Origin of the sequence: Anoxybacter fermentans, assembly GCF_003991135.1 — a bacterium.
In the GTDB taxonomy this organism is placed as follows: Bacteria; Bacillota; Halanaerobiia; order DY22613; family DY22613; genus Anoxybacter; species Anoxybacter fermentans.
On record NZ_CP016379.1, the window covers coordinates 1818274 to 1841115 of the forward strand.

Sequence of the window (22842 nt, forward strand, 5' to 3'; positions counted from 1 at the left end):
TTTTTTAGCCTAATTTTTTTAAACAATATTCAATGATTCTAAGCTCGTGTTCAAAATATTTTGCTTCAGGTGCAATTTTTAAAATTTGCCGGACTACTTTTTTCGACCTTTTTAAGGCCACTCTAACAGCTGCCAGATGATACTCAATCATTCGATCATTTATGTTTAAAGCATGACAATATAAATTTTCCGCTTCAGAAAGCAATCCCCGTTGTTCACAAATCTCACCCAAATAGTAGTACACACGCTCATTTTGTACACCAAATTCTAAACTCTTTAATAACTCATCAGCAGCTTCATTAAAATACCCATATTTGAAATATAATTCTCCAATCAGATAATGCAGTTTCCATTGATCAAAATCTAACTCCAGTAATAACTTTGAGGATTTTTGAAATAACTCAAACCCCTTGTAACGTAAACACTTTTCCAATACATACATTAACTTTTCTATATATTCATCCAGGTTTTTAGAATACGTGGTAGTACTATCTTCTTTTACAAAGGACACCCAGTTTTGTACTTTTTCTAATAAAAAACGTTTAAGCCCACTTTGCTCTTTATCTAAAACCCACAGCTGATCAATACTGCGTAAAACTTTCTGCAATTTAACGTCCAACCGTTCTAAAAATTTTGGATTTAATTTGTTAATACTTTCCTGTGGGTTTTTCAGCCACTGAGCAAGACATAACTCCAGAACCAATGCATCCGGACTTTCTGGTTGGGATAATATTTCTAAAAATTGATTGTATGCAGTATTACATAATCCCGCTCCCAGTAAAGATTTTGCATATAAAATTTTTAAATCCTTAGATAGTTCTTCAAATGTCTTTAATCTTTCCAGGTAACTTAAAGCCAACTGATCTTCACCAAGGACTCCACAAAGGTCAGCCATAACGGCTAAACCATATTTTGATTCAAAATCAAATTCTGTCTCCAAATATGCTACAACCTGGTTAATATTCTGATACTTTTTTTTAAGTAGCTTGACTAAAGGATATAAAGGTTCTATAAAAGAAGGTTCAATATGAACTGCTTCAACATAATTATTTATTGCTTGCTCATTTTCACAAAGACCATGATAGGCTCTTCCAAGACCGTAATGTGCAAGAAAAGTACCGGTTCCAGCAGTAGTGGTGTATTTGCTAGCCACTTCACCAAGAAGTAAACATTTCTGAAACTCTTTGATTGCTCTGGAATAATTTTTTAAATTTAAATAACACAATCCACTTAAATAAAAAAGATCCGTATAATCAGAATAATTTTTAATCTCTTTTTCAATAAAATCAAGTGCTTCCTGGTAATCTCCCAAATCAATTAAACATAATGCAATATTTCTTACCAGTGTCGGACCAAAAGCATAACCTTTTTCTAAATGTTGATAACTCTTTTTTAACCATTCTAATGCTGCCTTTTTTTCACCTAATTCATAATATGCTAATCCCAAATGATATTCTAAAAAAGAGTTGTTTTTATTCTGATTCAATTCTATTTGTAATAATTCAATATTCCTTTTAACTTTTTCTACCCGATTCACATTACCTTCCATATAACCGTAGTGATAAATTTGTAAATCTGTCTTTAATATTTGTGCATTTGGTCGACTACTTAAAATAGATGGAAGAATTTGTTCATGGATTCTTCCCATAAAGCGATAATCTTTACGGTTACGAAACAGTCGACAACTTTGATGCACAAGTCGTGAACTATCCAAAACTTTACCAGTAAAATTTACTATTTCAAAAAAATACCCCTCTATATCTGGAGCATTAAGTAGTTTTTTTATATTTTTTTGTGCTAAAGGTGATAGGGCTTCATCAGCATCCAAATACAGAATCCACTCTCCCTGTGCAGCAGCCAACCCCAAGTTTCTAGCCTGACTAAAATCATTATTCCAGGGATAAACTAATACTTTGGCGCCATGCTCTTTACCTATTTGAACAGTACGATCAGTCGAACCAGTGTCGATAATAATTATTTCATCCACTAAGCCCTTAACACTTTCTAAACATCTATGAAGATTTCTTTCTTCATTTCTAACGATCATACAAAGACTGATTTTAGGCTGCTTCATAAAATCCCTCCTGGTTATATAGTATGTATGGCCCCATAATGGGGCCATAACTTTTTAAATTTGAGCCTGGAAAAATATGTCAAGTGTTGTCGATTGACCAGCAGTTGTAGATTTGTAGGATATTCTTGTGTATTTAAGAAAACTAGCAGGATACAAAACCTCCATATCGCCAGCAGCAATGGTTCTTGGTCCAACATCAGTAGCCCACATTTGATTATCTGGACTCACTTCCAAAATAACATCGACGCTATTCGCATCACCAGTATTATATACCGCAAAAGAATACGTAGAATATTGAGAAGTATTACGTGATTGACTATTTGTATAAGCATCACCGGAAGCTAAATCTTTTTCAGTCAATTCTGTAAAATCTCTAGCAGTAAGATTGGTACGAATGTTTCCATCTGTATCAGTTTTAATTCTTTGAATATTAGTACCATCATAACCATATATCAATATGCTATCACTATTAGCAGTCAGGTCACGAATCGCTACTGTTCCATCAATATTTACAGTAATTGCATCAGAAATACTCCGAATTTTCAAAAACCCATCTTCATCAGTAGCAAGAGGTGCTGTATCCGTAGATCCATATATTTGAGTTTTTAATTTAGTAACATCCAAATTCCGAATATGATAATTAGGCATACTTTTTCACCTCTTTAAAAATTTTCATATTTAATTCCTTTTCTTACTTTAATATATGAATTTAATTTAGTCCGAGTGAAACAATTTATGATTAAACTGCAAAAAGTTAATTTTTCGCTTTATAAAGAAATTTTTCGAATCATCTAAAACTCGATTTCCGCCGAAATAAGGCTTCCTAATCAAAGGACCCTCCTGGCCCTTGATTAGCTCATCACCTCCTGTGATGAGACCTTATTTCTTCGGAAACCTCGCTAAGATGATTTGGCGAAAAATTTCTATGCCGTTCAAAATTAGCTTTTTGCAGTTTATAATATAAATTAATACATAATGTTATCCACATCCAGTGAAAAATACATTTTCCTAAACATAAAAAACACCTGCCCTTTTTTATTTGGCAGGAGTTAATCCAGCACAACAGATTCAACTTTTTTTGCAACAAAATAAATCCGTTCTGATTTATCATTTCCGGGATTTAAAGTAAAAGCATCATAAACCTGTTCCACTCTAAAACCTGTTTTAACAAGCAGTTTTGAAATTGTTGTGATTGGATAAGCCCGTTCAACATGAATCTCATCCTTGCGCCACATACTTCCATCTGGATTTTCTATAAAAAAGGTAAGATAAACCTTCCAATATGGCCCGGCTTTATCAACCTCATCCCGCCAGAAACAATAATATCCATCTCCCTCAAACATGGAATTTCCCTCTTCTATGTTAGTTAAGCGCCAGACGGTATTCATATCAAAGATAAAATAAGCATAAGGATTCAAAGCTTTATTTACCTGCTTAAAGGTAAGTTCAAGATCCTCTTCAGTTAAAAGATAATTTAAACTATCATAGAGGGAGATTACTAAATCAACTGGCTCTTTTAACTGAAAAGTACGGAAATCTCCCTGACTAAAAGAAACATCAAGCTTTTTTTGCTCTGCCTTTTTTTGCGCCACTTTCACCATCTCTTTTGAGCCATCAATCCCCAGCATCTTATATCCGCGTTTTGCAAGAAGTAAAGTCATATTACCTGTTCCACAGGCCAGATCTAATATAATCCGTGGATGATAGTTGATCTCCTTTAGCAGAGTTTCCAGATACTCTACCCAATCACAATAAGGTACTGTGGACATAATTTGATCATAATATTGGGCAAAGATTGTATATGCCTGCTTCACATCATACACCTCTACGCTATTATTCTTTTAAATAACGGTCAAAATACTCATCTTTAAAAATGGCCATCACATATTGATCAACATAGCGTCCATCTTTAAATATAGACCGTCTCAACTGGCCCTCTTTTCGAAAACCGACCTTTTCAAAAGAATTAATATACTCCTCATTATCCTGATCAACCTTTACTGCTATCCGCCGGAGATTCAACAATTTAAAGCAGTAATCCAAAAATAGAACTACTGCCTCTATTTCAAACCCTTGACCCCGATACTCTTTTTCACCAATAATGATCTCCAATTTAGCATTTTGACTCTGAACATTAATACTACTAATCCCTACTGTCCCGAAAGGTTTATCATTAGAGCCATCACATATTAAAAACACCTTTTTATTGGAATTTACTAATTCTTCATACCATTCTTCTAATTTTGGAAATGGAGTTGGATCCGGTAGTCCGGGGTATATAAATTCAGAATCATTTCTCCATTTATGTATAATTGGCAAGTCTTCTAACTCTATTGGACGTAAAAATACTTTTTCGCCATATAACATTTAAATCCCTCCTCCATTAAATATCAAAATATATTCTGACCCAGTCTCTTCCTTTTTAAAACCAAACTTTTCATAAAGACCCCTTGCCTGAAAATTTTCTTTGACAACAGATAGAAATATGGAACTTACATTTTGTCTTTTAAACCAGTTTATTGCATGTTTCATAAGCTGTTTACCTATTCCTAATCTCTGGTAATCTACATGAACCCCAATACGCACCAGATGTCCTTCATCATCTATAAGGCGATTATAGTTATAACCAATCACCTGATCCATCATCTCAGCAACAACAAAGTTTCCCCGTTCATTCTCAGCCATATTCCGGAAAATAGTTGGACTATTCCAGAATTCGGGCATAAAGATACCAGACTCAAGAGCAAGTAATTGATCCACATCTTCTTCACGAAATGACCTTATTTTCACCGGCAATCCCTTAAAATCTGGAATAGCAAAATCTCTTTTACGGTATTTGAGTAATTCTGCATAAATTTCAAACCCGGTTTTAAGAGCAGTATTAACAATTAAATCTGACTCAGTTAAATAGAAGAGAGATCTTTTTTCTTTATCTCTGAAACTATTAGAAAATATAGCCATAAATTGTTTAAAATAGTAAGAAAAATCATCGGAATCCATTTCCGGTGTAGAAATAATTGCACCAATTCTAAGTGCTCCTTCGCGCCAGGGCCTTATCCAACATCCCATCTGAAGTGAGTCATCTTTTTCAATAAAATATAACCCCTCTGGACAATCATTTGAATATTTTAAATCCTCTTTTAGCAAATCTACAGGTATATTTACATTTGCTTTACAGCAAAGCTCCAAAATCCGGTTTAAATCTTCTGAATGGCCTTTCCAGACTCTAATCTCCATCACTCTCCTCTTATATATTTCTCATAAATGGGCATAAACTCTTCTACCAATACTCCCATCACTATATTATCAACATATTCACCATTAATATAATTAGCATTCTTTTCTACCACTTCCACTATAAACCCACATTTTTCATAACAGCGTATAGCACGTCTATTAAAAGCAAAAACCTGAAGTTGAATACGCTGGAAATTTAGTTGTGTAAAACCATAATGGCACATTGACATCAAAGCATCAGTACCATAACCCTTACCCCAATACTCTTTACCCAAAAAGAGCCCAACTGTAGCTTTCCTGTCTTTCCAACTAACCTCATTAAAACCAATATGACCCATATGTTCACCTGTCTTTAAGTTTTCAATAACTAAAGAAGTAAAATGATAATCTCCTTTTAAATATCCTCTATACCAATTCTCCTCAGTTTTTAAACTAATCCCAAAATATTTAGCACCTAAAGGAATGGAAACCTCTGGATCATTAAGAAAACCTGTAGTCTTTGGTAGATCTTCTCTCTCTACAGGCCGCAATTTAACCAATTTTCCATAAATCATTTTACTCCCTCCTCTTTTACCTTATGATGATTAAAAAATAAACCCTGGATAGCAAATTCCATCTGATAAATGGAATTTACCACTCCGGGTTTTACCTCCTTAAATACTCAAAAATCACCTAAAGCCCAGATATTCTTAAAACCTGAATAGTATATTAAATATTATTTTAGCAAAATTATGTATAAACGTCAATAGTCTTTAAAAATTTATTTGAAATTATCATTAAATTTCCAGTTTGTCTTCATTTGCTTTAGATATCTCAAAGTCTGGAGTAACTTGTGTCTGCTTGAGTAATTCACGATAAACATAAGCATTAGCTACAAGTGTAACAGGAACAGTAATTACCAGGCCAACAACCAAACAAAGAGCTCCAACAACATTTATAAATCTAAGCAATACTTCGAAAAGAAATAGGTCTAATTTAACATCTCTTGTTATTTCCGAGCTTTTTTTCAAAGCTTTAATTGGGCCAAATCCTTTATCAACAATAAAATAACTAAAAAATCTGAATTTTATCCACCATATAATTCCAGGAATGACAAATAACAAAAAAACCAACCATGACTATTAACCTATAAAGTATTAAACCACTTATATATTTAAAAAACAATGGAAAAGTTGAAAAAAGATCAGCAAATTTACCTTTAGTATTATCACAAAACATTAATGAAATTTTAATTAAACCCAAGTAAACAATAACACTCAGGACAATTGAAGCAATGACACCTATCGTTCCCAGAAAAACAGTTTCTTCCATTAATATTCCAAAAAAATTCGGTAATAATCCTATTAAAGCTACTACTATTAGTATGCCTAAAAAAAATAAAAAATTACTGGTCAGGGTATCCCATCCAAATCTTAAAGCATCTTGAACGGAAAATTTTTTAATAGTCATAATTTTTCCCCCTTTTTCTTTTCTTCAGAGTAATATCATTCTACTTCTTCTTCTAAAAACCTACATATTTCCACTGTATAACCATTTGGATCTTTAATAAAAAAATGATGAATTTTAAATCCACGATCTTCTTTTGGTGGTTCGGGAATGGTAATACCTGCTTTTAGTAACCTATTATACATCTCATTTACATGTATAGCAAGTAAAGTAATGATAGGATTTTTATTCTCTTTTACAACTGGCATATGAGAACAGAAACCCAACTTACCACCACCGGGTACATTATAAATCCGTCGTGTCTTCAAGTCCTTGTAAAGGGTTAAACCAAGGATTTTACGGTAGAATTGATCAGTCTTCTCTAAATCATTCGTACCATAAAAAGCAATTAAACCATCCCAGAACTGTTCCATTTTATAAATCCTCCTTTTTTATGATAAGTTTTACTTCTCCAAAATTGGGTAAATATCCTGCTTTTTCTTCATAATTAGTAAATTAACTGCAAAAAGCTAATTTTTCGCTCCAAAAGAAATTTTTCTAACCATCTAAAGCTCGATTTCAGACGAAATAAGGCTCCCTAATCAATGGGCCCTCCTGGCCCTTGATTAGCTCATCACATCCTCGTATATAATTAAATTAAGCAAAGTTTTATAGCATAAAACCTTATAAATCAAAGGTTTTCATGCTTCTAAAAATATTGTTAAAATTTTTGTTAAGGTAATTTTAAAACTAAATCTTTACAAATTAGGGTTCGTCCGGCATAATTCTCAATAGGAATTAGGGGAAATACTACACATCCTTGTTGCACCTCTTTCAGGTGACTTCTTTCACAGATTGTATCCCCTACCCTGACAGGTACTTCTGACTCGCAGTTTGTTTCTTTGAATTCTAATTCTGGCGAGGTTGTTGAACTTGTCAGGGATGCCAGGACCCCTAATTCCCCTAATTCAACAAAATACTTTCATAGGAGGTAATTACATTGTCTAACAAACTCTTTGTCGGTATTGATGTAAGCTTAAAAGAAAACCAGTTGCAATGCCTGGATGCTGATGGTAATTTTATCAGTAAATCAAAACGCTTTGCCAACAATTTGCCAGGCACTATGGATATGATCAACTATCTTAAATCTATCATGGACAAAGGAAATTTTGAATCACTCACCATTGGTATGGAAGCTACATCTTCTTATTGGTTTCCCTTGTTCCATACTCTTGCTTCATCAAACGAACTTAAAAATTATTCTGTCGAAATACTGAGTCTTAATCCTAAACTCATCAGTAATTTTCGTAAAGCTTATACTGACATGGATAAAAACGACCTTAAAGATTCTTTTGTCATTGCAGATCGCCTCCGTTTTGGCAGGTTGCCTGAATCACAAACAACTGATGCTAAATATCTAGCTCTACAACGCCTTACCAGATACCGCTTCTTTTTGTGCCAAACAAAAGCACAATTAAAAAATTATACCTGTTCACTCCTGTTTCTGACCTTCAGTGAATGGAATCGGGTTAAACCTTTTTCCGATATGTTTGGTACCACAGCCAAAAATCTATTGAAAAAATTCCACTCTGCAAAAAAATTGGCCGAAGTACCTATCAATGAACTTAAAAACATGCTTGCTTCGTCCAGCAAAAATCATTTCCGGGATATTGAACAAAAATCTATTCTGGTTAATCAAACTGCAAAACATTCATTCTCCATCCCTGACATCTTAGCTGAACAGATACACTTTATCATCAAACTAAACTTACAGCTATTGAATTTAATCGAACAACATATAGACCGTTTAAATAAAAAAATCTCAAAATTAATGAAAAAATTTAAAAACCCTTTGCTCTCAATACCTGGTATTGGACCTGTTCTGGCTGCTGGTATAATTGCTGAAATTGGCGACATCTCCCGATTCCCTGGTCAGGCTCAACTGGCCAAATATGCTGGTCTTACCTGGAGAAAAATTCAATCAGGCAACTTCACTGGCGATCTTACTCCCTTGACCAGAACTGGAAACGCTTATCTTCGCTATTACTTCATTCAAGCTGCCCAATCGATGATAAAACATAATTCTGAGTATCGTGAATATTATAAACGCAAGTTTAAAGAAACATCTCGCCATCCACATAAAAGAGCATTGACACTTACAGCTCGCAAACTAGTACGTTTAGTTTATGCTCTATTATCCAAAAACCAACTCTACCTTTCGCCAGAGGAAAGAAAAAAGCATAAACTTAGACAAAAGGAGGTGATTGAAAATCAGACTCCTGAAATAGTAGAAGAAAAATCCAAAAAAATACCTGTCGCAGCACAGAAAAACTCAACAAAAAAAGTGAAGACACTAGGTGTTGCTGCAAAATACACACGAACTCAGCCAAAGCTGGAACACGCATTAGTTTACGCAGTCAACACGTAGGTCTTCACTTACCTTAAAAATAACATTTTTTAGGTAAGTAGTCAAGACCTACGAAGACTTTTCAGACTAAAATTTTATTAACTCAGGTGGCTGAGAATATTGTGTTATTGGTGTGGCAAAATATATTATTTAAGGATAATATTTCTTTTGAATTTTTTCTCAATTACCTCTTGACTTTCACCGCAGTCTGTGATGAAGCCTTATTTCGACTGAAATCTCACTAAGATGGTTTAGCGAAAAATTTTAATAGCGCTCAAAATTGGCTTTTTGAAGTTTAATCATATTGTTATATACAACCTGCGAAACATATAATTTCTAAACATGAACAAAATGCTCTTCGGGTACTTTATTGTACTTAGTAATCTTTCTGACTACAGTCTTTCTTTTTACTGCAAAAAGTATAATTTTCTAAACACTAAAAAAGAGCTGCCTACACTAAGCAGCTCTCTTTAGGTTATCATATATACTCTTTTATAAACTTCCATACCTCATCTTTCCCCTCCCCTGTCTGAGCAGAGAAGAAGGTGAAGGGTTGGTTTTCAGGTAGATTAAGGGTTTTAAAGATCAAATCTTTAGCAGGTTTACGTTTACCACGGGAAACCTTATCCGCCTTAGTTGCAACTACTAGAGCAGGTATTTTCATCTCTTTAAGCCAGTTATACATCATCTGGTCATCTTCCGTAGGTTTATGACGTGCATCTACCAATTGAATTACCGCAGACAGATTGGAGCGATTATACAAATAATGTTCAATCATCTCGCCCCATTTCTTTTTAACCTCAAGTGGAACTTTGGCAAAACCATATCCGGGAAGATCAACAAAATAGAAGTAATCATCCATCTTATAAAAGTTGATGGTCTGAGTCCGTCCGGGTTGTGAACTGGTCCTGGCCAGTTTTTTCCGGTTAATAAGTTTATTAATCAACGAAGATTTACCAACATTAGACCTCCCTACAAGAGCTATCTCTTTTAACTGATGTTTAGGATAATTTTTTTCAATGACAGCAGAACATACAAATTCAGGGTTATGAATTTTCATCCTCCTCACCCCATTTCAATGCTACTTCTAAAACTTGATCCATATGATCAACTAAGAAAAACTCCAATTCCCGTCTAACCTGTTTAGGGATCTCTTCTAAGTTACGTTCATTCTCCCGCGGTAAAATAATTTTTTTAATACCTGCTCGATGAGCTGCCAGTACTTTAGTCTTAATTCCACCTACAGCTAAAACACGTCCCCGCAGAGTGATCTCCCCTGTCATGGCCACATCTCCCCTGACAGGACGGTTACTTAATGCAGAAATAATAGCTGTTGTCATGGTAATGCCTGCAGATGGGCCATCTTTAGGTACTGCCCCCTCAGGCACGTGAATATGCAAATCAAATTTTTTATAAAAATCTTTCGGCAAACCGAGTTCTTTACGTCTGGCCCGGACATAACTTAATGCAGCCCTCGCAGATTCCTTCATTACATCTCCCATTTGACCGGTTAAAGTTAAGTCTCCCTTACCTTCAACAACAGCCACTTCAATATCCAGAATATCGCCACCTACTTCAGTATAAGCCATTCCGGTGGCAACACCTACTCTATCTTCATTCTCGCTCCGACCATAACGATATCTGGGTACACCTAAATATTTTCTCAAATTCTGAGCAGTAATCCGGCTTAAAGTCTCTTTACCAGCAACCACATCTTTTGCAACTTTTCTACAAATAGCAGCAATCTTACGTTCCAGATTACGTACCCCAGCTTCCCGGGTATACTCTTGAATTATCAGTTTAATAGCAGAATCAGAAATAGAAATGTTCTTTTCACTTAAGCCATGTTCCTTCATCTGTTTTGGAATCAAATGGCGCTTGGCAATCTGAATTTTTTCTTCATCTGTATAGCCGGGAATCTCCAGTACTTCCATTCTATCTAATAATGGTCTTGGAATGGTATGAGCAACATTGGCAGTTGTAATAAACATTACTTGACTTAAGTCAAATGGTACTTCTAAATAATGATCGGTAAATGCATTATTTTGCTCAGGATCCAATACCTCTAAAAGTGCTGCAGCCGGATCCCCTCTAAAATCCGAACTCATTTTATCAATTTCATCCAATAAAAAGACTGGATTTTTAGTTCCTGCTTCACGCATAGCATTGATAACCCTACCGGGGCGTGCTCCAATATAGGTACGTCGATGACCCCGAATTTCAGCTTCATCCCTGACACCTCCCAGGGATAGACGGACAAATTCTCGATTAACAGCACGGGCTATAGAACGTCCCAATGAAGTCTTACCAACTCCGGGAGCACCTATAAGACAGAGAATTGGACTTTTTAATTTCGGTGAAAGTTTTCGGACAGCCAGATATTCTAAAATTCTCTCTTTTACTTCTTTTAAACCATAATGATCTTCATCCAAAATCTTTTTAGCTCGTTTTAAATCCAATTCTTCATCGGAATACTTATTCCAGGGTAAATCTAGTAATGTATCCAGATAAGTCCGAATCACTGCAGCTTCAGCAGCATGAGAAGGCATATATTCCAGTCTGTCTACTTCCTTTAAAGCTTTTGTCTTAACTTCATCAGGTAATCCTAATTCCTCAATTTTTGTTCTATATTCCTCAATCTCAGTTTCCTCATCTCCGGTACCCAATTCTTCTTTAATAGCTTTTAATTGCTCTTTTAGATAATACTCCTTTTGAGTTTTCTCTACCTGTTTTCTTACTCGATTATGAATCTTCTGTTCAACTTCCAAAATTTCTATTTCTCGACCCAGAATATTATATAATTTCTCCAAACGCTCCTGAGGATCAATAGATTCCAAAAGCTCTTGCTGATCTTTTAACTTAAGAGTTATATGAGATACGATAATATCAGCTAGTCGTCCAGGCTGTTCCACATTAACCACGGTAGTCATAATTTCAGGCGGAATCCGCCGACTTACCTTAATATAAGTTTCAAACTGAGTAAGAACAGCCCGCATCAAAGCCGTTACCTCTGTACCTTTTGGCTCCTCTTCAGGGAAAATTTCATATGTAACCCGGTAATAAGGGTCCATTTGAACAAATTCTTTTATTCGACCTCTCTCTAATCCTTCTACTATAATTTTTAAGGTTCCATCAGGTAATTTGACCAATTGTTTAATTTCAGCCAGTGTACCGACAGAAAATAAATCATCCACATCAGGATCTTCTGCATCTTCTACCTTCTGGGCCACCAGAAAAATCCGCTTTTCCTCCATCATTGCTTCTTCTAAAGCAGCTATAGATTTTTCACGCCCTACTAATAAAGGCAGTACCATATGTGGAAATACGACCAATCCTCTTAAACAGAGAACAGGAAGTACTTTCTTTTCAACTTCATTTTCATTTCCATATTCTTGATCATTAACTTCCTCTTCCAGAGAAATATTTACTATATCATTATCCTCTACATTATATGGACGATTTTCCGTCATAACTCTTCACCTCCACTAGATCACGATATTTGCACCATCTCTCATACTTATGTTAATTCTCGTAATCTGGCATAATTCCTGCAGATATATTAAACTTAAATAACGCCCTTTTCAAACTTAAAAAGGGCGTATAGCTTAAAACTTTAAATCGTAGTAACCCCAGAAGAAGTTTGAGAGGCAGAAAGGAATTGAATACCTTCTTTTATAAAGTTAATGTTAGATTTCTTTTTGACCAGAGCATGTTGTAAGACTTCTTCTAAATTTGAAACAGGAACAATTTCAATATCATCAATTTTTTTGAAAATCTCTTGCCAATTTTCCTGTGGAATAATAACCTTTCTGGCTCCTGCACGCCTCGCAGCTTCAATCTTGGCTACTATACCACCAACGGGCTTAACCAACCCCCGGATGGAAACTTCCCCTGTCATTGCAACATAATTATCAACAGGTATTCCAGTTATAGCTGAATAAATAGCTGTTGCAATAGTCACACCAGCAGAAGGCCCATCTATGGGAATTCCACCTGGAAAATTGACATGGATATCATATTCCCGTGGGTCAATCTCCATATACCGTCGGAGCAAGGTAACGACATTTTCCACAGAACCACGGGCCATACTCTGACGTTTAACGGTCCGTCCTGGCCCACCCATCTCTTCTTCATCAATTACACCAGTTACCTTAATCTCCCCTCGACCATCACGAACTTTTATTGCTGAGACTTCGATCTCAATTAAAATTCCTATATTTGGACCTGTAACAGCCAAACCATTGGCATATCCCACCTGGGGCTCATCTGGCACTCGTTTATCAGGCCGGGGATTATATTGACCGCTGTTTATTACCCGTTCAATATCTTCAACTCTTATCTCATCCCGTTTTTCTTCCAAAGCCAATCCTCCGGCAATCTGAATCATGTTTACAGCTTCCCGGCCATTGTTAGCATATTTCATCACTACCTGGACAGCTTCTTCCCGAATCTTAAATTCCATCTTTTTAGCAGCATTTCTGGCAATAATCCCGATCTCTTCAGGAACTAAAGCCCGGAAATAAATCTCCAGACAGCGGCTGCGGATGGCAGGAGGTAATTCATGTGGCATACGGGTCGTAGCTCCTACCAGACGAAAATCTGCAGGTAGTCCCTTTTGAAATATTTCATGAATATGCTGTGGAACATTTGGATCTTCTTCATTATAATAAGCGCTCTCTAAAAATACTTTACGATCTTCAAGAACCTTAAGAAGTTTGTTCATCTGAATTGGATGAAGTTCACCAATCTCATCAATAAATAATATCCCTCCATGAGCTTTTGTTACAGCTCCAGGTTTGGGTTGGGGAATACCCGCAACTCCCATAGCACCGGCTCCCTGATAAATAGGGTCGTGAACAGAACCAATCAAAGGATCAGCAATACCCCGCTCATCAAATCTTGCTGTTGTAGCATCTATCTCAACAAATTTAGATTCCTCATTAAAAGGAGAGCGAGGATTTTTTTTTGCTTCCTCCAATACAGCTCTAGCCGCTGCCGTCTTACCAACTCCTGGAGGACCATAGATCAACACATGCTGGGGATTAGGGCCACATAGGGCCGCTTTTAAGGCACTAATTCCTTCTTTTTGACCAATAATCTCATCTAAACTGGAAGGCCGGGTTTTTTCAGAAAGAGGCTCAGTTAAAGATAGACGTTGTAAGCGCCTCAATTTCTCCATTTCTTTTCTAGATTCTTTTTGTACTGCCACTTTGGTCCCCTGTTGTGACTTAAGTAAATTCCAGAAATAGAGGCCAATGACAATGACAAAGAAAAACTGAACCAAACCGAACAGGCTATAATTCATTCAATGTACCTCCTTAAACCTCAATCTAAAAATAGTATAACCTGCTCGGAGTTCAGTAATCCTTGATTTTAAAAAACATTTCTGGAAAATTAATTGACTTATTTAGCTTATCATACTTTTTTTGGAATTTCAACTCCCCAAATTTCTTAATTTTTAATATTATGTTTTTAATATAAAAAGCTAATTTTTTATTTTAAAAGAAATTTTTCTAACTATCTAAAGTTTAATTTTAATAAAATATGAAAATCTGACCCCTTATCTTCCTTGAAGATAAAGGACCAGATTTTGACTTTCATTCGTTTAACCTTTTAATAATTTACTTTATATTAGTTAATAATTCTTTTAATAAGTTTCCAAGTACCTGATAGGAATAATATTTTTTACCCAACAAAAAATTTTCTTCTACCATCTTCTGACGTACTTTTCTATCCTTTAAACAGCGGATTGACTCTGTCGCTGCCTGGCTAATCTTTTCTGGCGAAACTTGAACCAGACCATTTTCCCGCCGTCTATAGGTATCACCAAGGGAGATAGTGATAAACCCTTTTTCCACTATATCACTTTTATAGACCGGGTACTCATAAATTACCATTGGTTTACGAGCAAAGAGACCTTCCAGGAATTGATTTCCCCATCCCTCTAAAATACTGGGATAAGTAATCAGGTCAGCAATAGCATAGGCATCCCAAAGGGAATAAAATTTTTTCTCTCCGACTACTTTACGGCTAGCTTCAATTACTGGGTTGATCCACTTTATCTCAACCCCTTTTTCTTCTGCCAATTGCTTCAATAAATCAATATATCTTTTATCCGCTTCAATTAATCCAGCCATCACCAAAATAATTCGACTCTCATCTGTAAAATTCCGTCCATCATAAAGAGGTCCTTCTAACTCTGAGCGACGTTTTACTAACTCGCCTACCACCTCGATGGCTAACTCAATGGCTTTCCGTTCCGCAACCCGTGTAGCTTGTAAAATTACCAGATCAGAATCTTTTATCCCAATACTTGTCCGTAAATCCTGATTATAATCATCAACTTCCCATAAAGGCTGGTCAAAATCAAAAACATTGGGTATAACTGTCGACTCCAACAACGTTCGTTTTTTTAATTCCATCTGGGCCAGTTTATTGATCACCACATGCTTAACCCGCGGATCCTTAGGCGGAAAATACTGATTCAGAATCTCTTTTACAAAACTACAGGTTGGCTTACTATATCGTTCCCTTTCCCAATAAAAATCATGATGGTGGGCAATGCATGGCAAGTCAAGTTTTTCCATTACTCTAGTAAAAGCTATCCCCGCTGGTAATCCCCAACCTAAAGACCAGATATTGTTTGGAATAAGAAGTTCAATTCCATATTCTAAAATCGCCTTTTTAAGCTTCTCTTCTATCCTTTCAGCAAAAATCAGAATATCTTTTAGAAACTCTTCTTCATTTGCATAATCCTTGATTTCATCAAATCCATTGATAACAAATTTCTTATTTTCAGGATGTAAATAATATAATTCTGGAATATAAATCTCACCATAATCAGGATTTCCGGAAATGTAATAAACCTGATGGCCTAATTCTTCTAATACTTTCCGCCATTTTTCCATCTCCAATGATACTCCATCGGTTTCTCCGACTCGAAAATGTGCTAAGCCTATTTTCATACTAGATCCTCCTCAATTTTAATTAAACCGAAACAATCCACATAAACTGATAAGAATCAAGATGACAGATGATATTTCCTGCATCGTCTGGTATAAACACTTTATCAGAAATAATATCACGATAAGTACTGGTAGAATCAAAGCCAATCTCTTTTAAATTAATAATAAGCCGTTGATCTTTCTGAGAAACATTCTGAAGAGAAAGTAATTTTTCACTTTGATCTGGAGATGTTCTCACTAATGAAAATACCTGATCATTAAGAAAGAGTATTTTCTGATCTCCCAGAGGATGAAAAGCTTTTCTTTTCCGACGTAATTTCAAAAGTTCTCTCATTCCGTCAAAAACTTTTCTCCTTATTGAATTTTTATCTTCCAATTCTTTATAAAGCTTATCTATCTTAAATTTTTCACGATTAATAGACCTTAATCTTCCCGTTTCTTTTACCCCTTGATAATAGTTCTGCGACCCCAGTAAACTATGCACATAAATCCCCGGCACTCCGACTAAAGATAACAATATGGAATGGGCACAAAGGAATCGCTTAACCTTGATCTCTTCCGGGTCTTCTTCATTGGAAAGAGCATTGAAATAGGAGATATTTAATTCATAAGGTGATTTACTTCCATCACTATTGGTCTTATAAGAAACTCCTCCTCCCCGGGCTTTTACCATTTCTACCATTTCATTGATCTCTTCTTCTGATAAAATCCCTTTAGCTGGCATCAAACCAATTCCATCATGAGAAGCTAAGAAATTAAAGAAAGTAGTTCTGTCCGACAGTTTTTCCAGTGAATCTGCCCACTTTAATAAATGGCTCGCATTTTCCCGATAAAATGCATTTAACACCAACGGCGGTAATGGAAATTGATATACCATTTGTGCTTCATTATATCCATTTCCGAAATAACTGATATTCTCTTTATGGGGTACATTTGTCTCTGTGATGAAGATCATCTCTGGATCTACAATATCGAATATATCTCTAAAAAGTTGAATTACTTTATGGGTTTCTTCCAAGTGGATACAGGTTGTACCTAACTTTTTCCATAAATACCCTATGGCATCCAGGCGAATCAGTTTTGCCCCCTTTTTACTATAAAATAAGAGTAGTTCTACAATCTTTAGCAATACTTCTTCATTGGCGTAGTTTAGATCAACCTGATCTGCACTGAAAGTTGTCCAGATATATTTGGTCCCTTCAGGTGTATCAAATGGAGTAAGTAACGGTGTCGTTCTGGGTCTGGTTACCTGACTTATATCAGTATCTTCTGGTACAGCAATGAAAAAGTTTTTGTATTGGGGATTACCTGCTAAATATTCCTGAAACCATTCACTTTTTGCTGAAATATGATTGATTACACCATCAAACATCAGCTTAAATTCTTTGCTTAACTCTTCGACTTCCTGCCATCCGCCCAGCTCAGGATTTACTGCAAAATAATCAATCACAGAAAATCCATCATCTGAAGAGTAAGGATAGAAAGGTAAAATATGAATCCCGGTAAACGTATCTTTTAAATATGTACAGGCAAAATCTTTTAAATTTTTCAAAGGAATAGTTCCTTCTTTTTGGAACTGATCTCCATATGTAATTAGAATGGCATCTTTTTCATCAACCCAGTCTGTATTAAGCTGTCCCCTTGGACCACCATTTTCTTTTAAAAAGTCATTAATGATTTTTATTAATCTCTTTAGAACCTTCTGGCCGCGTTCTTTTCCATATAAAAAGTTCAATTTTTCAAGCATTTTCTGTTGGTCAGCTTGTGATATAGTGTATGATTTCATCTTTATAACTCCTCCTTTTTTCATCCAATAGCTACTGATATTTTTATTATACTATTAATTATACTATTAATTATACTATTATCGAAACGTTTTTACAAATTTGCTTGTTAGTAAAATTTAGATTTTTATTGATATTCCTTAAGTTTTCTTAGTTATCTCTTATTTTTCTCATTAATATGAAATCGTTTCGATTTTTTTTAGTTTCTCTTTTCAACCTTTAACAGATATGATATGATTTATATTAGAACACACCTTACTGGGGGAATGAACGATGAAAGCTACAATCAAAGATGTTGCCCGCCTTGCAAACGTTTCTATATCCACTGTTTCACGATACATAAACGGTGCAGATAATCTAAAACCTGAAACCAGGCAAAAAATTAAGAAAGCAATATCCCAATTAAATTATCGCCCCAATAAGATTGCACAGAGCTTAGGTTCCCGATTGTGCTCCATTGGAGTTATAGCAACCCGTTCATCAGAGATGGCTTTTGCCAACCCCTACTTTTCCGAAGTTCTTAAGGGGATTGGTTCTATTGCGGAAGCAAACCAATATGATATCGTTCTATGCTCCTCTGAAGATGAAGAAAAAGAGATTGAACGCTGTCTTAGTTTAATCGATGGTGGTATCGTTCAGGGATTAATTCTTCTCAGTTCCCGGATATATGATAGGCTTATTTATGAACTGATCCGAATAAAGTTTCCTTTTGTGTTAATTGGACGGATTTTACCAGAAACTTTACCTGAGCCTGATGAGTACCAAATTTACACCGTAAATACCCCTAATTTTAATGACAGTTACAATATGACCAAATATCTCATTGAACAGGGACACGAAAAAATTGGTTTTATTCAGGCCCCAATGAATTATGTAGTAAGCCATGATCGCTATCAAGGCTTTTGTCAGGCACTTCAAGATGCAGGACTACCCTTGCGTAAAGAATGGGTTATAAATGGAGGTTATACCTGGAAGGACGCTTATGATGCCACTATTGCTCTTCTTTCTAACCCCCCTTTGCCCACTGCTATCTTTGCCAGTGACGATTTGAAAGCTGTAGGAGCCTGTAAAGCAATTAAGCAGGCTGGCTTGAAAGTCCCTGATGATATCTCTATCGTAGGACATAACGATTACGAAATGGCATCTATCAATGAACCAGAGTTAACTACCATTCGTGTACCCATTTATGAACTTGGTCTAAAAGCAACTAAACTATTAATTGATGTGATTAATGGAAAAAAAGTAGAACCGGAGATCATCCTACCTACCCAATTGATTAAAAGAAAGTCTGTTCGTTCATTAAAATAAACCCTTACAAATAACCCCTGCGTACTTTTTAACGCAGGGGTTATTCATTCATCTTGAGTTCTTATAAACTAAGAACAAATTCCTCTTCGGGCACTCTAATTTTAGTCAATTGTTATTTTACTGCAAAGAACTAATTTTGAACAACATAAAAATTTTCATTAAATCATCTTAGTGAAATGGAAGGAGAAATAAGGCCTCACCACAGGATGTGATGAGACCTTATTTCGACTGAAATCAAACTCTAGATGGTCAGAAAAATTTCTTTTGAAGCGAAAAATTAGCTTTTTGCAGTAAAATCATTTCTAAAAAATACACCTGTGGAATCAAACCCACAGGTGTATTTTTTTAAGCTGTTTCTTCTTTTTTAGAATCAACTCTGACTACCTTTGGTGCAACTTTCTTCTCAACAACATCTTTTGTAATGACAACCTTTTTGATCCCCTCTTCAGAAGGAATCTCATACATGATATCTAATAATATTTCTTCTAATATAGCACGTAGACCTCGGGCTCCCGTATTTCTCTTTAAAGCCTGCTTTGCAATACTCTTCAGAGCTTCATCGGTAAACTCCAACTCTACCTCATCTAACTGGAAGAATTTCTGATACTGTTTTATAAGAGCATTCTTTGGCTCTTTCAAAATCCGGACTAAATCGTCTTCTTTTAGATCATGTAGAGTCACAATAATCGGCAAACGACCGACGAACTCCGGTATCAGTCCATATCGCAATAGGTCTTCCGGTAAGACTTGAGAAAGTACTTCTCCAACATTTTGCTCTTTCTTACTCTTGATATCGGCACCAAATCCTATTACCTTACTATGAGTGCGGGCCTTGATAATCTTATCCAGACCATCAAAAGCACCGCCACAGATAAATAGGATATTAGTTGTATCCAGTTGAATAAATTCTTGATGAGGATGTTTCCGTCCACCCTGTGGCGGAACACTGGCTATAGTTCCTTCAAGAATTTTAAGTAAAGCTTGCTGAACACCTTCTCCAGATACATCTCTTGTAATAGACGGATTATCTGATTTACGTGCAATCTTATCGATCTCATCAATGTAAATTATTCCACGTTCTGCTCTCTCAATATCATAATCAGCAGCCTGAATCAATTTTAAAAGAATATTCTCCACATCTTCACCAACATATCCAGCCTCTGTCAAAGAGGTTGCATCTGCAATTGCAAACGGGACATCCAGTATTCTAGCCAGGGTTTGAGCTAAAAGAGTTTTACCTGAACCAGTCGGACCAATCATCACAATATTACTTTTTTGTAGTTCTACATCTTCTACTTTCATACCGGAATTGATACGCTTGTAATGATTATATACTGCTACAGCTAAAGCCTTTTTAGCCTGTTCTTGACCAATAACATATTGATCTAAAGTTTCCTTAATCTCTTTTGGTTTTGGCACATTTTGCAGGCCAAGATCCATCTCATCATTTAGTTCTTCTTCAATAATTTCATTGCAAAGTTCGATACATTCATCACAAATATAAACACCTGGTCCAGCAACTAATTTTTTTACCTGATCTTGAATTTTTCCACAAAAAGAGCATTTGAGTTGGCCTTTCTCATCTCCAAATTTAAACATTATATCACCTCTTTAAAAAATTACCCCTTTAGATCATCCTGGCGACTGATAATTTTATCAATGATACCATACTCTTTTGCTTCTTTCGCAGACATGAAAAAGTCTCTTTCTACATCTTTTGCAATCTGTTCAATTGGTTTACCAGTATGCTTAGCAAGAATCTCATTTTGAATCTCACGAATTCTGAGTAATTCCTTAATTGCAATCTCTGCATCAGTCGCCTTACCAGATGCCCCACCTGCAGGTTGATGAATCATAATCCTGGAATAAGGGAGAGCAAAACGTTTTCCAGGAGCCCCTGCTGCAAGCAAGAGTGCCCCAGCACTTGCAGCTTGACCCATACAGATGGTTGAGACATCTGGTTTAATATACTGCATAGTATCATACATGGCTAACGCTGCTGTTGCTGAACCTCCTGGGCTATTAATATAAAAGTGGATATCTTTATCTGGGTCTTCAGCTTCAAGGAATAAAAACTGTGCAATAATTAAGTTAGCAACCTCATCAGTAACTTCTGAACCTAAAAACACAATCCGATCTTTGAGCAAACGCGAGTAAATATCATATGAACGTTCACCTCTACTGGTTTGCTCTACTACAATAGGCACTAGGCCCATTATTACCCCTCCTTTCAAAATTCATAATACCCAACAAAAACGAAATTTAAACCTATTTAGCATTCTTTTCTACAAGGAAATCAATCACTTTTTCCATAGTCATACCATAACTGAGATTATCTAAATTACCTTGCAGCAATAAAAATTGCTTGAATTTTTTCGGATCCTGATTATTTTTCTCTGCCAGTTCAGCAATCCTATTATCTATTTCTTCATCAGTTACCACAATCCCTTCTTTTTCCGCAATAGCCTCTAAAGTCAGACTGGCACGAACCCGTTTTTCAGCCTCAGCTCGATTTTCTTCCTTCCACTTATCAACACTGGAACCAACATACTCGAGATACTTATCAAAAGGAATTCCATGCTGTTGGAAATCAAAGGCCATAGTTTGATACATACGCTCTAATTCATCATCAATCATCTTTTCAGGAATATCAATCTCTGCATTCTGAGCTACGGTATCTACTACTTTATTCTCAAATTCTCTCCTGGCCTGTTCCTTTGCATTTTCCAGTAATTTCTTTCTGATATCTTCTTTTAACTCTTCTAGAGTTTCAAACTCGCTTACCTCTTTAGCAAAATCATCATTTAATTCAGGAACATCTTTCACCTTAATCTCCTTGACAGTTACTTTGAAAGTAGCTGGTTTACCAGCCAGATGTTCAGCACGGTAATCTTCCGGGAAGGTAACATTTACTTCAACTTCTTCGCCAACTTTGGCGCCAATCAACTGTTCTTCAAAACCTTCAATAAACGTGTTGGAACCAATCTCCAATGCATATTCTTCGCCGCTACCACCTTCAAAAGGCTCTCCATCAATAAAACCTTCAAAATCAATAATTGCATAATCACCTTTCTCTACTACATCTCTATCAGTGGTTTTCAATTGTGTATGGCGCTGCTGCAATAATTCCAACTCACGGTTAACATCTTCTTCATCAACCTTAACTTCTTCCTGTTCTAAGCCAAGACCAGTGTACTGACCCAATTTAACTTCTGGTTTAACAAGAACCTTTGCAGTAAAAGTAAATGGTTTACCAGCTTCAATATGAACATCTTCAATAACAGGACGGTCAATTGGCTCAATACCGATCTCTTCAACTGCCTGACTATATGCTTCCGGTAACAAAATATCTAATGCATCATTATAGAGAACTTCAACACCAAATCGTGCTTCCAGAACTTTTCGAGGCACACGACCTTTCCGAAAACCTGGAACCTTTACTTCTTTTACCACCTTTTTATAAGCTTTGTCCAATGCATCTGCTACCTTTTCAACTTCCACTTCCACTTTAAGTTCTACCTGATTACCTTCTAATCTTTGATGACTTACTTTCATTCGACTGCCCCCTTGTTAAATTATATGTATCATTTTCAAAAAATTATGTTTTTCAGCCAATTTAATAATTCTACGAAATCAGTATAT

General features: G+C 35.8%; 19 protein-coding genes. 2 read left to right on the forward strand and 17 right to left on the reverse strand.

Going from position 1 to position 22842, the window contains the following annotated elements; genetic code table 11:
- Positions 1 to 4 precede the first annotated feature (4 nt).
- The 9 genes from BBF96_RS08280 to BBF96_RS08320 form a co-directional block, all read right to left on the reverse strand.
- Positions 5 to 2074 (reverse strand): glycosyltransferase family 2 protein, encoded by a 2070-nt coding sequence (locus tag BBF96_RS08280; RefSeq protein WP_164730970.1) that lies wholly within the window; start codon positions 2072 to 2074, stop codon positions 5 to 7.
- Between the two features lie 54 nt (positions 2075 to 2128).
- Positions 2129 to 2722 carry a DUF6385 domain-containing protein gene (locus BBF96_RS08285; protein WP_127016703.1) on the reverse strand — a complete coding sequence of 198 codons (594 nt, stop codon included), beginning with the start codon at positions 2720 to 2722 and terminating at the stop codon, positions 2129 to 2131.
- A gap of 401 nt (positions 2723 to 3123) precedes the next feature.
- Positions 3124 to 3888, reverse strand: coding sequence for a class I SAM-dependent DNA methyltransferase (locus BBF96_RS08290; protein WP_127016704.1), 765 nt, complete (start codon positions 3886 to 3888; stop codon positions 3124 to 3126).
- A 19-nt stretch (positions 3889 to 3907) separates the two neighbouring features.
- Positions 3908 to 4441 (reverse strand): GNAT family N-acetyltransferase, encoded by a 534-nt coding sequence (locus tag BBF96_RS08295; protein ID WP_127016705.1) that lies wholly within the window; start codon positions 4439 to 4441, stop codon positions 3908 to 3910.
- Positions 4442 to 5311 (reverse strand): GNAT family N-acetyltransferase, encoded by an 870-nt coding sequence (locus BBF96_RS08300; RefSeq protein ID WP_127016706.1) that lies wholly within the window; start codon positions 5309 to 5311, stop codon positions 4442 to 4444. It lies immediately after the preceding gene.
- Positions 5311 to 5865, reverse strand: a complete 555-nt coding sequence (locus BBF96_RS08305; RefSeq protein WP_127016707.1) for a GNAT family N-acetyltransferase — start codon at positions 5863 to 5865, stop codon at positions 5311 to 5313. Before BBF96_RS08305 ends, BBF96_RS08300 begins: the two co-directional genes overlap by 1 nt.
- Positions 5866 to 6087: 222 nt before the next feature.
- Positions 6088 to 6414 carry a DUF7847 domain-containing protein gene (locus tag BBF96_RS08310; RefSeq protein WP_127016708.1) on the reverse strand — a complete coding sequence of 109 codons (327 nt, stop codon included), beginning with the start codon at positions 6412 to 6414 and terminating at the stop codon, positions 6088 to 6090.
- Complete coding sequence (locus tag BBF96_RS08315; RefSeq protein WP_127016709.1) at positions 6362 to 6760, reverse strand: hypothetical protein; 399 nt, start codon at positions 6758 to 6760, stop codon at positions 6362 to 6364. The genes BBF96_RS08310 and BBF96_RS08315 overlap by 53 nt, the downstream gene beginning before the upstream one ends.
- 35 nt (positions 6761 to 6795) lie before the next feature.
- On the reverse strand, positions 6796 to 7170 hold the full coding sequence (locus BBF96_RS08320) for a VOC family protein (RefSeq protein ID WP_127016710.1): 375 nt from the start codon (positions 7168 to 7170) through the stop codon (positions 6796 to 6798).
- Positions 7171 to 7736: 566 nt separating this feature from the next.
- Here BBF96_RS08320 and BBF96_RS08325 point away from each other — a divergent pair.
- Positions 7737 to 9164 (forward strand): IS110 family RNA-guided transposase, encoded by a 1428-nt coding sequence (locus BBF96_RS08325; protein WP_164730971.1) that lies wholly within the window; start codon positions 7737 to 7739, stop codon positions 9162 to 9164.
- 457 nt (positions 9165 to 9621) lie between these two features.
- Here BBF96_RS08325 and yihA read toward each other — a convergent pair whose 3' ends face one another.
- The 5 genes from yihA to BBF96_RS08350 form a co-directional block, all read right to left on the reverse strand.
- A complete protein-coding gene (gene yihA, locus BBF96_RS08330) occupies positions 9622 to 10203 on the reverse strand; it encodes a ribosome biogenesis GTP-binding protein YihA/YsxC (protein ID WP_127016712.1) in 582 nt (193 codons plus the stop codon).
- On the reverse strand, positions 10190 to 12613 hold the full coding sequence (gene lon, locus BBF96_RS08335; protein WP_127016713.1) for an endopeptidase La: 2424 nt from the start codon (positions 12611 to 12613) through the stop codon (positions 10190 to 10192). Before lon ends, yihA begins: the two co-directional genes overlap by 14 nt.
- A gap of 143 nt (positions 12614 to 12756) precedes the next feature.
- Positions 12757 to 14448, reverse strand: a complete 1692-nt coding sequence (lonB, locus tag BBF96_RS08340) for an ATP-dependent protease LonB (RefSeq protein ID WP_127016714.1) — start codon at positions 14446 to 14448, stop codon at positions 12757 to 12759.
- 316 nt (positions 14449 to 14764) lie between these two features.
- The gene (locus BBF96_RS08345) at positions 14765 to 16108 is read right to left on the reverse strand and encodes a glycosyltransferase family 4 protein (protein ID WP_127016715.1); all 1344 of its coding nucleotides are present in this window, start codon (positions 16106 to 16108) and stop codon (positions 14765 to 14767) included.
- 22 nt (positions 16109 to 16130) lie between these two features.
- A complete protein-coding gene (locus BBF96_RS08350; protein ID WP_127016716.1) occupies positions 16131 to 17894 on the reverse strand; it encodes a sugar phosphorylase in 1764 nt (587 codons plus the stop codon).
- Between the two features lie 271 nt (positions 17895 to 18165).
- Between BBF96_RS08350 and BBF96_RS08355 the strand changes: the two genes are divergently transcribed.
- A complete protein-coding gene (locus BBF96_RS08355; RefSeq protein ID WP_127016717.1) occupies positions 18166 to 19200 on the forward strand; it encodes a LacI family DNA-binding transcriptional regulator in 1035 nt (344 codons plus the stop codon).
- A 345-nt stretch (positions 19201 to 19545) separates the two neighbouring features.
- Here BBF96_RS08355 and clpX read toward each other — a convergent pair whose 3' ends face one another.
- The 3 genes from clpX to tig are packed head-to-tail and all read right to left on the reverse strand — an operon-like array spanning position 19546 to position 22755.
- Positions 19546 to 20799, reverse strand: coding sequence for an ATP-dependent Clp protease ATP-binding subunit ClpX (gene clpX, locus BBF96_RS08360; RefSeq protein ID WP_127016718.1), 1254 nt, complete (start codon positions 20797 to 20799; stop codon positions 19546 to 19548).
- A gap of 20 nt (positions 20800 to 20819) precedes the next feature.
- Positions 20820 to 21416 carry an ATP-dependent Clp endopeptidase proteolytic subunit ClpP gene (clpP, locus tag BBF96_RS08365; protein WP_127016719.1) on the reverse strand — a complete coding sequence of 199 codons (597 nt, stop codon included), beginning with the start codon at positions 21414 to 21416 and terminating at the stop codon, positions 20820 to 20822.
- Positions 21417 to 21468: 52 nt separating this feature from the next.
- Positions 21469 to 22755, reverse strand: coding sequence for a trigger factor (tig, locus tag BBF96_RS08370; RefSeq protein WP_127016720.1), 1287 nt, complete (start codon positions 22753 to 22755; stop codon positions 21469 to 21471).
- Positions 22756 to 22842 lie beyond the last annotated feature (87 nt).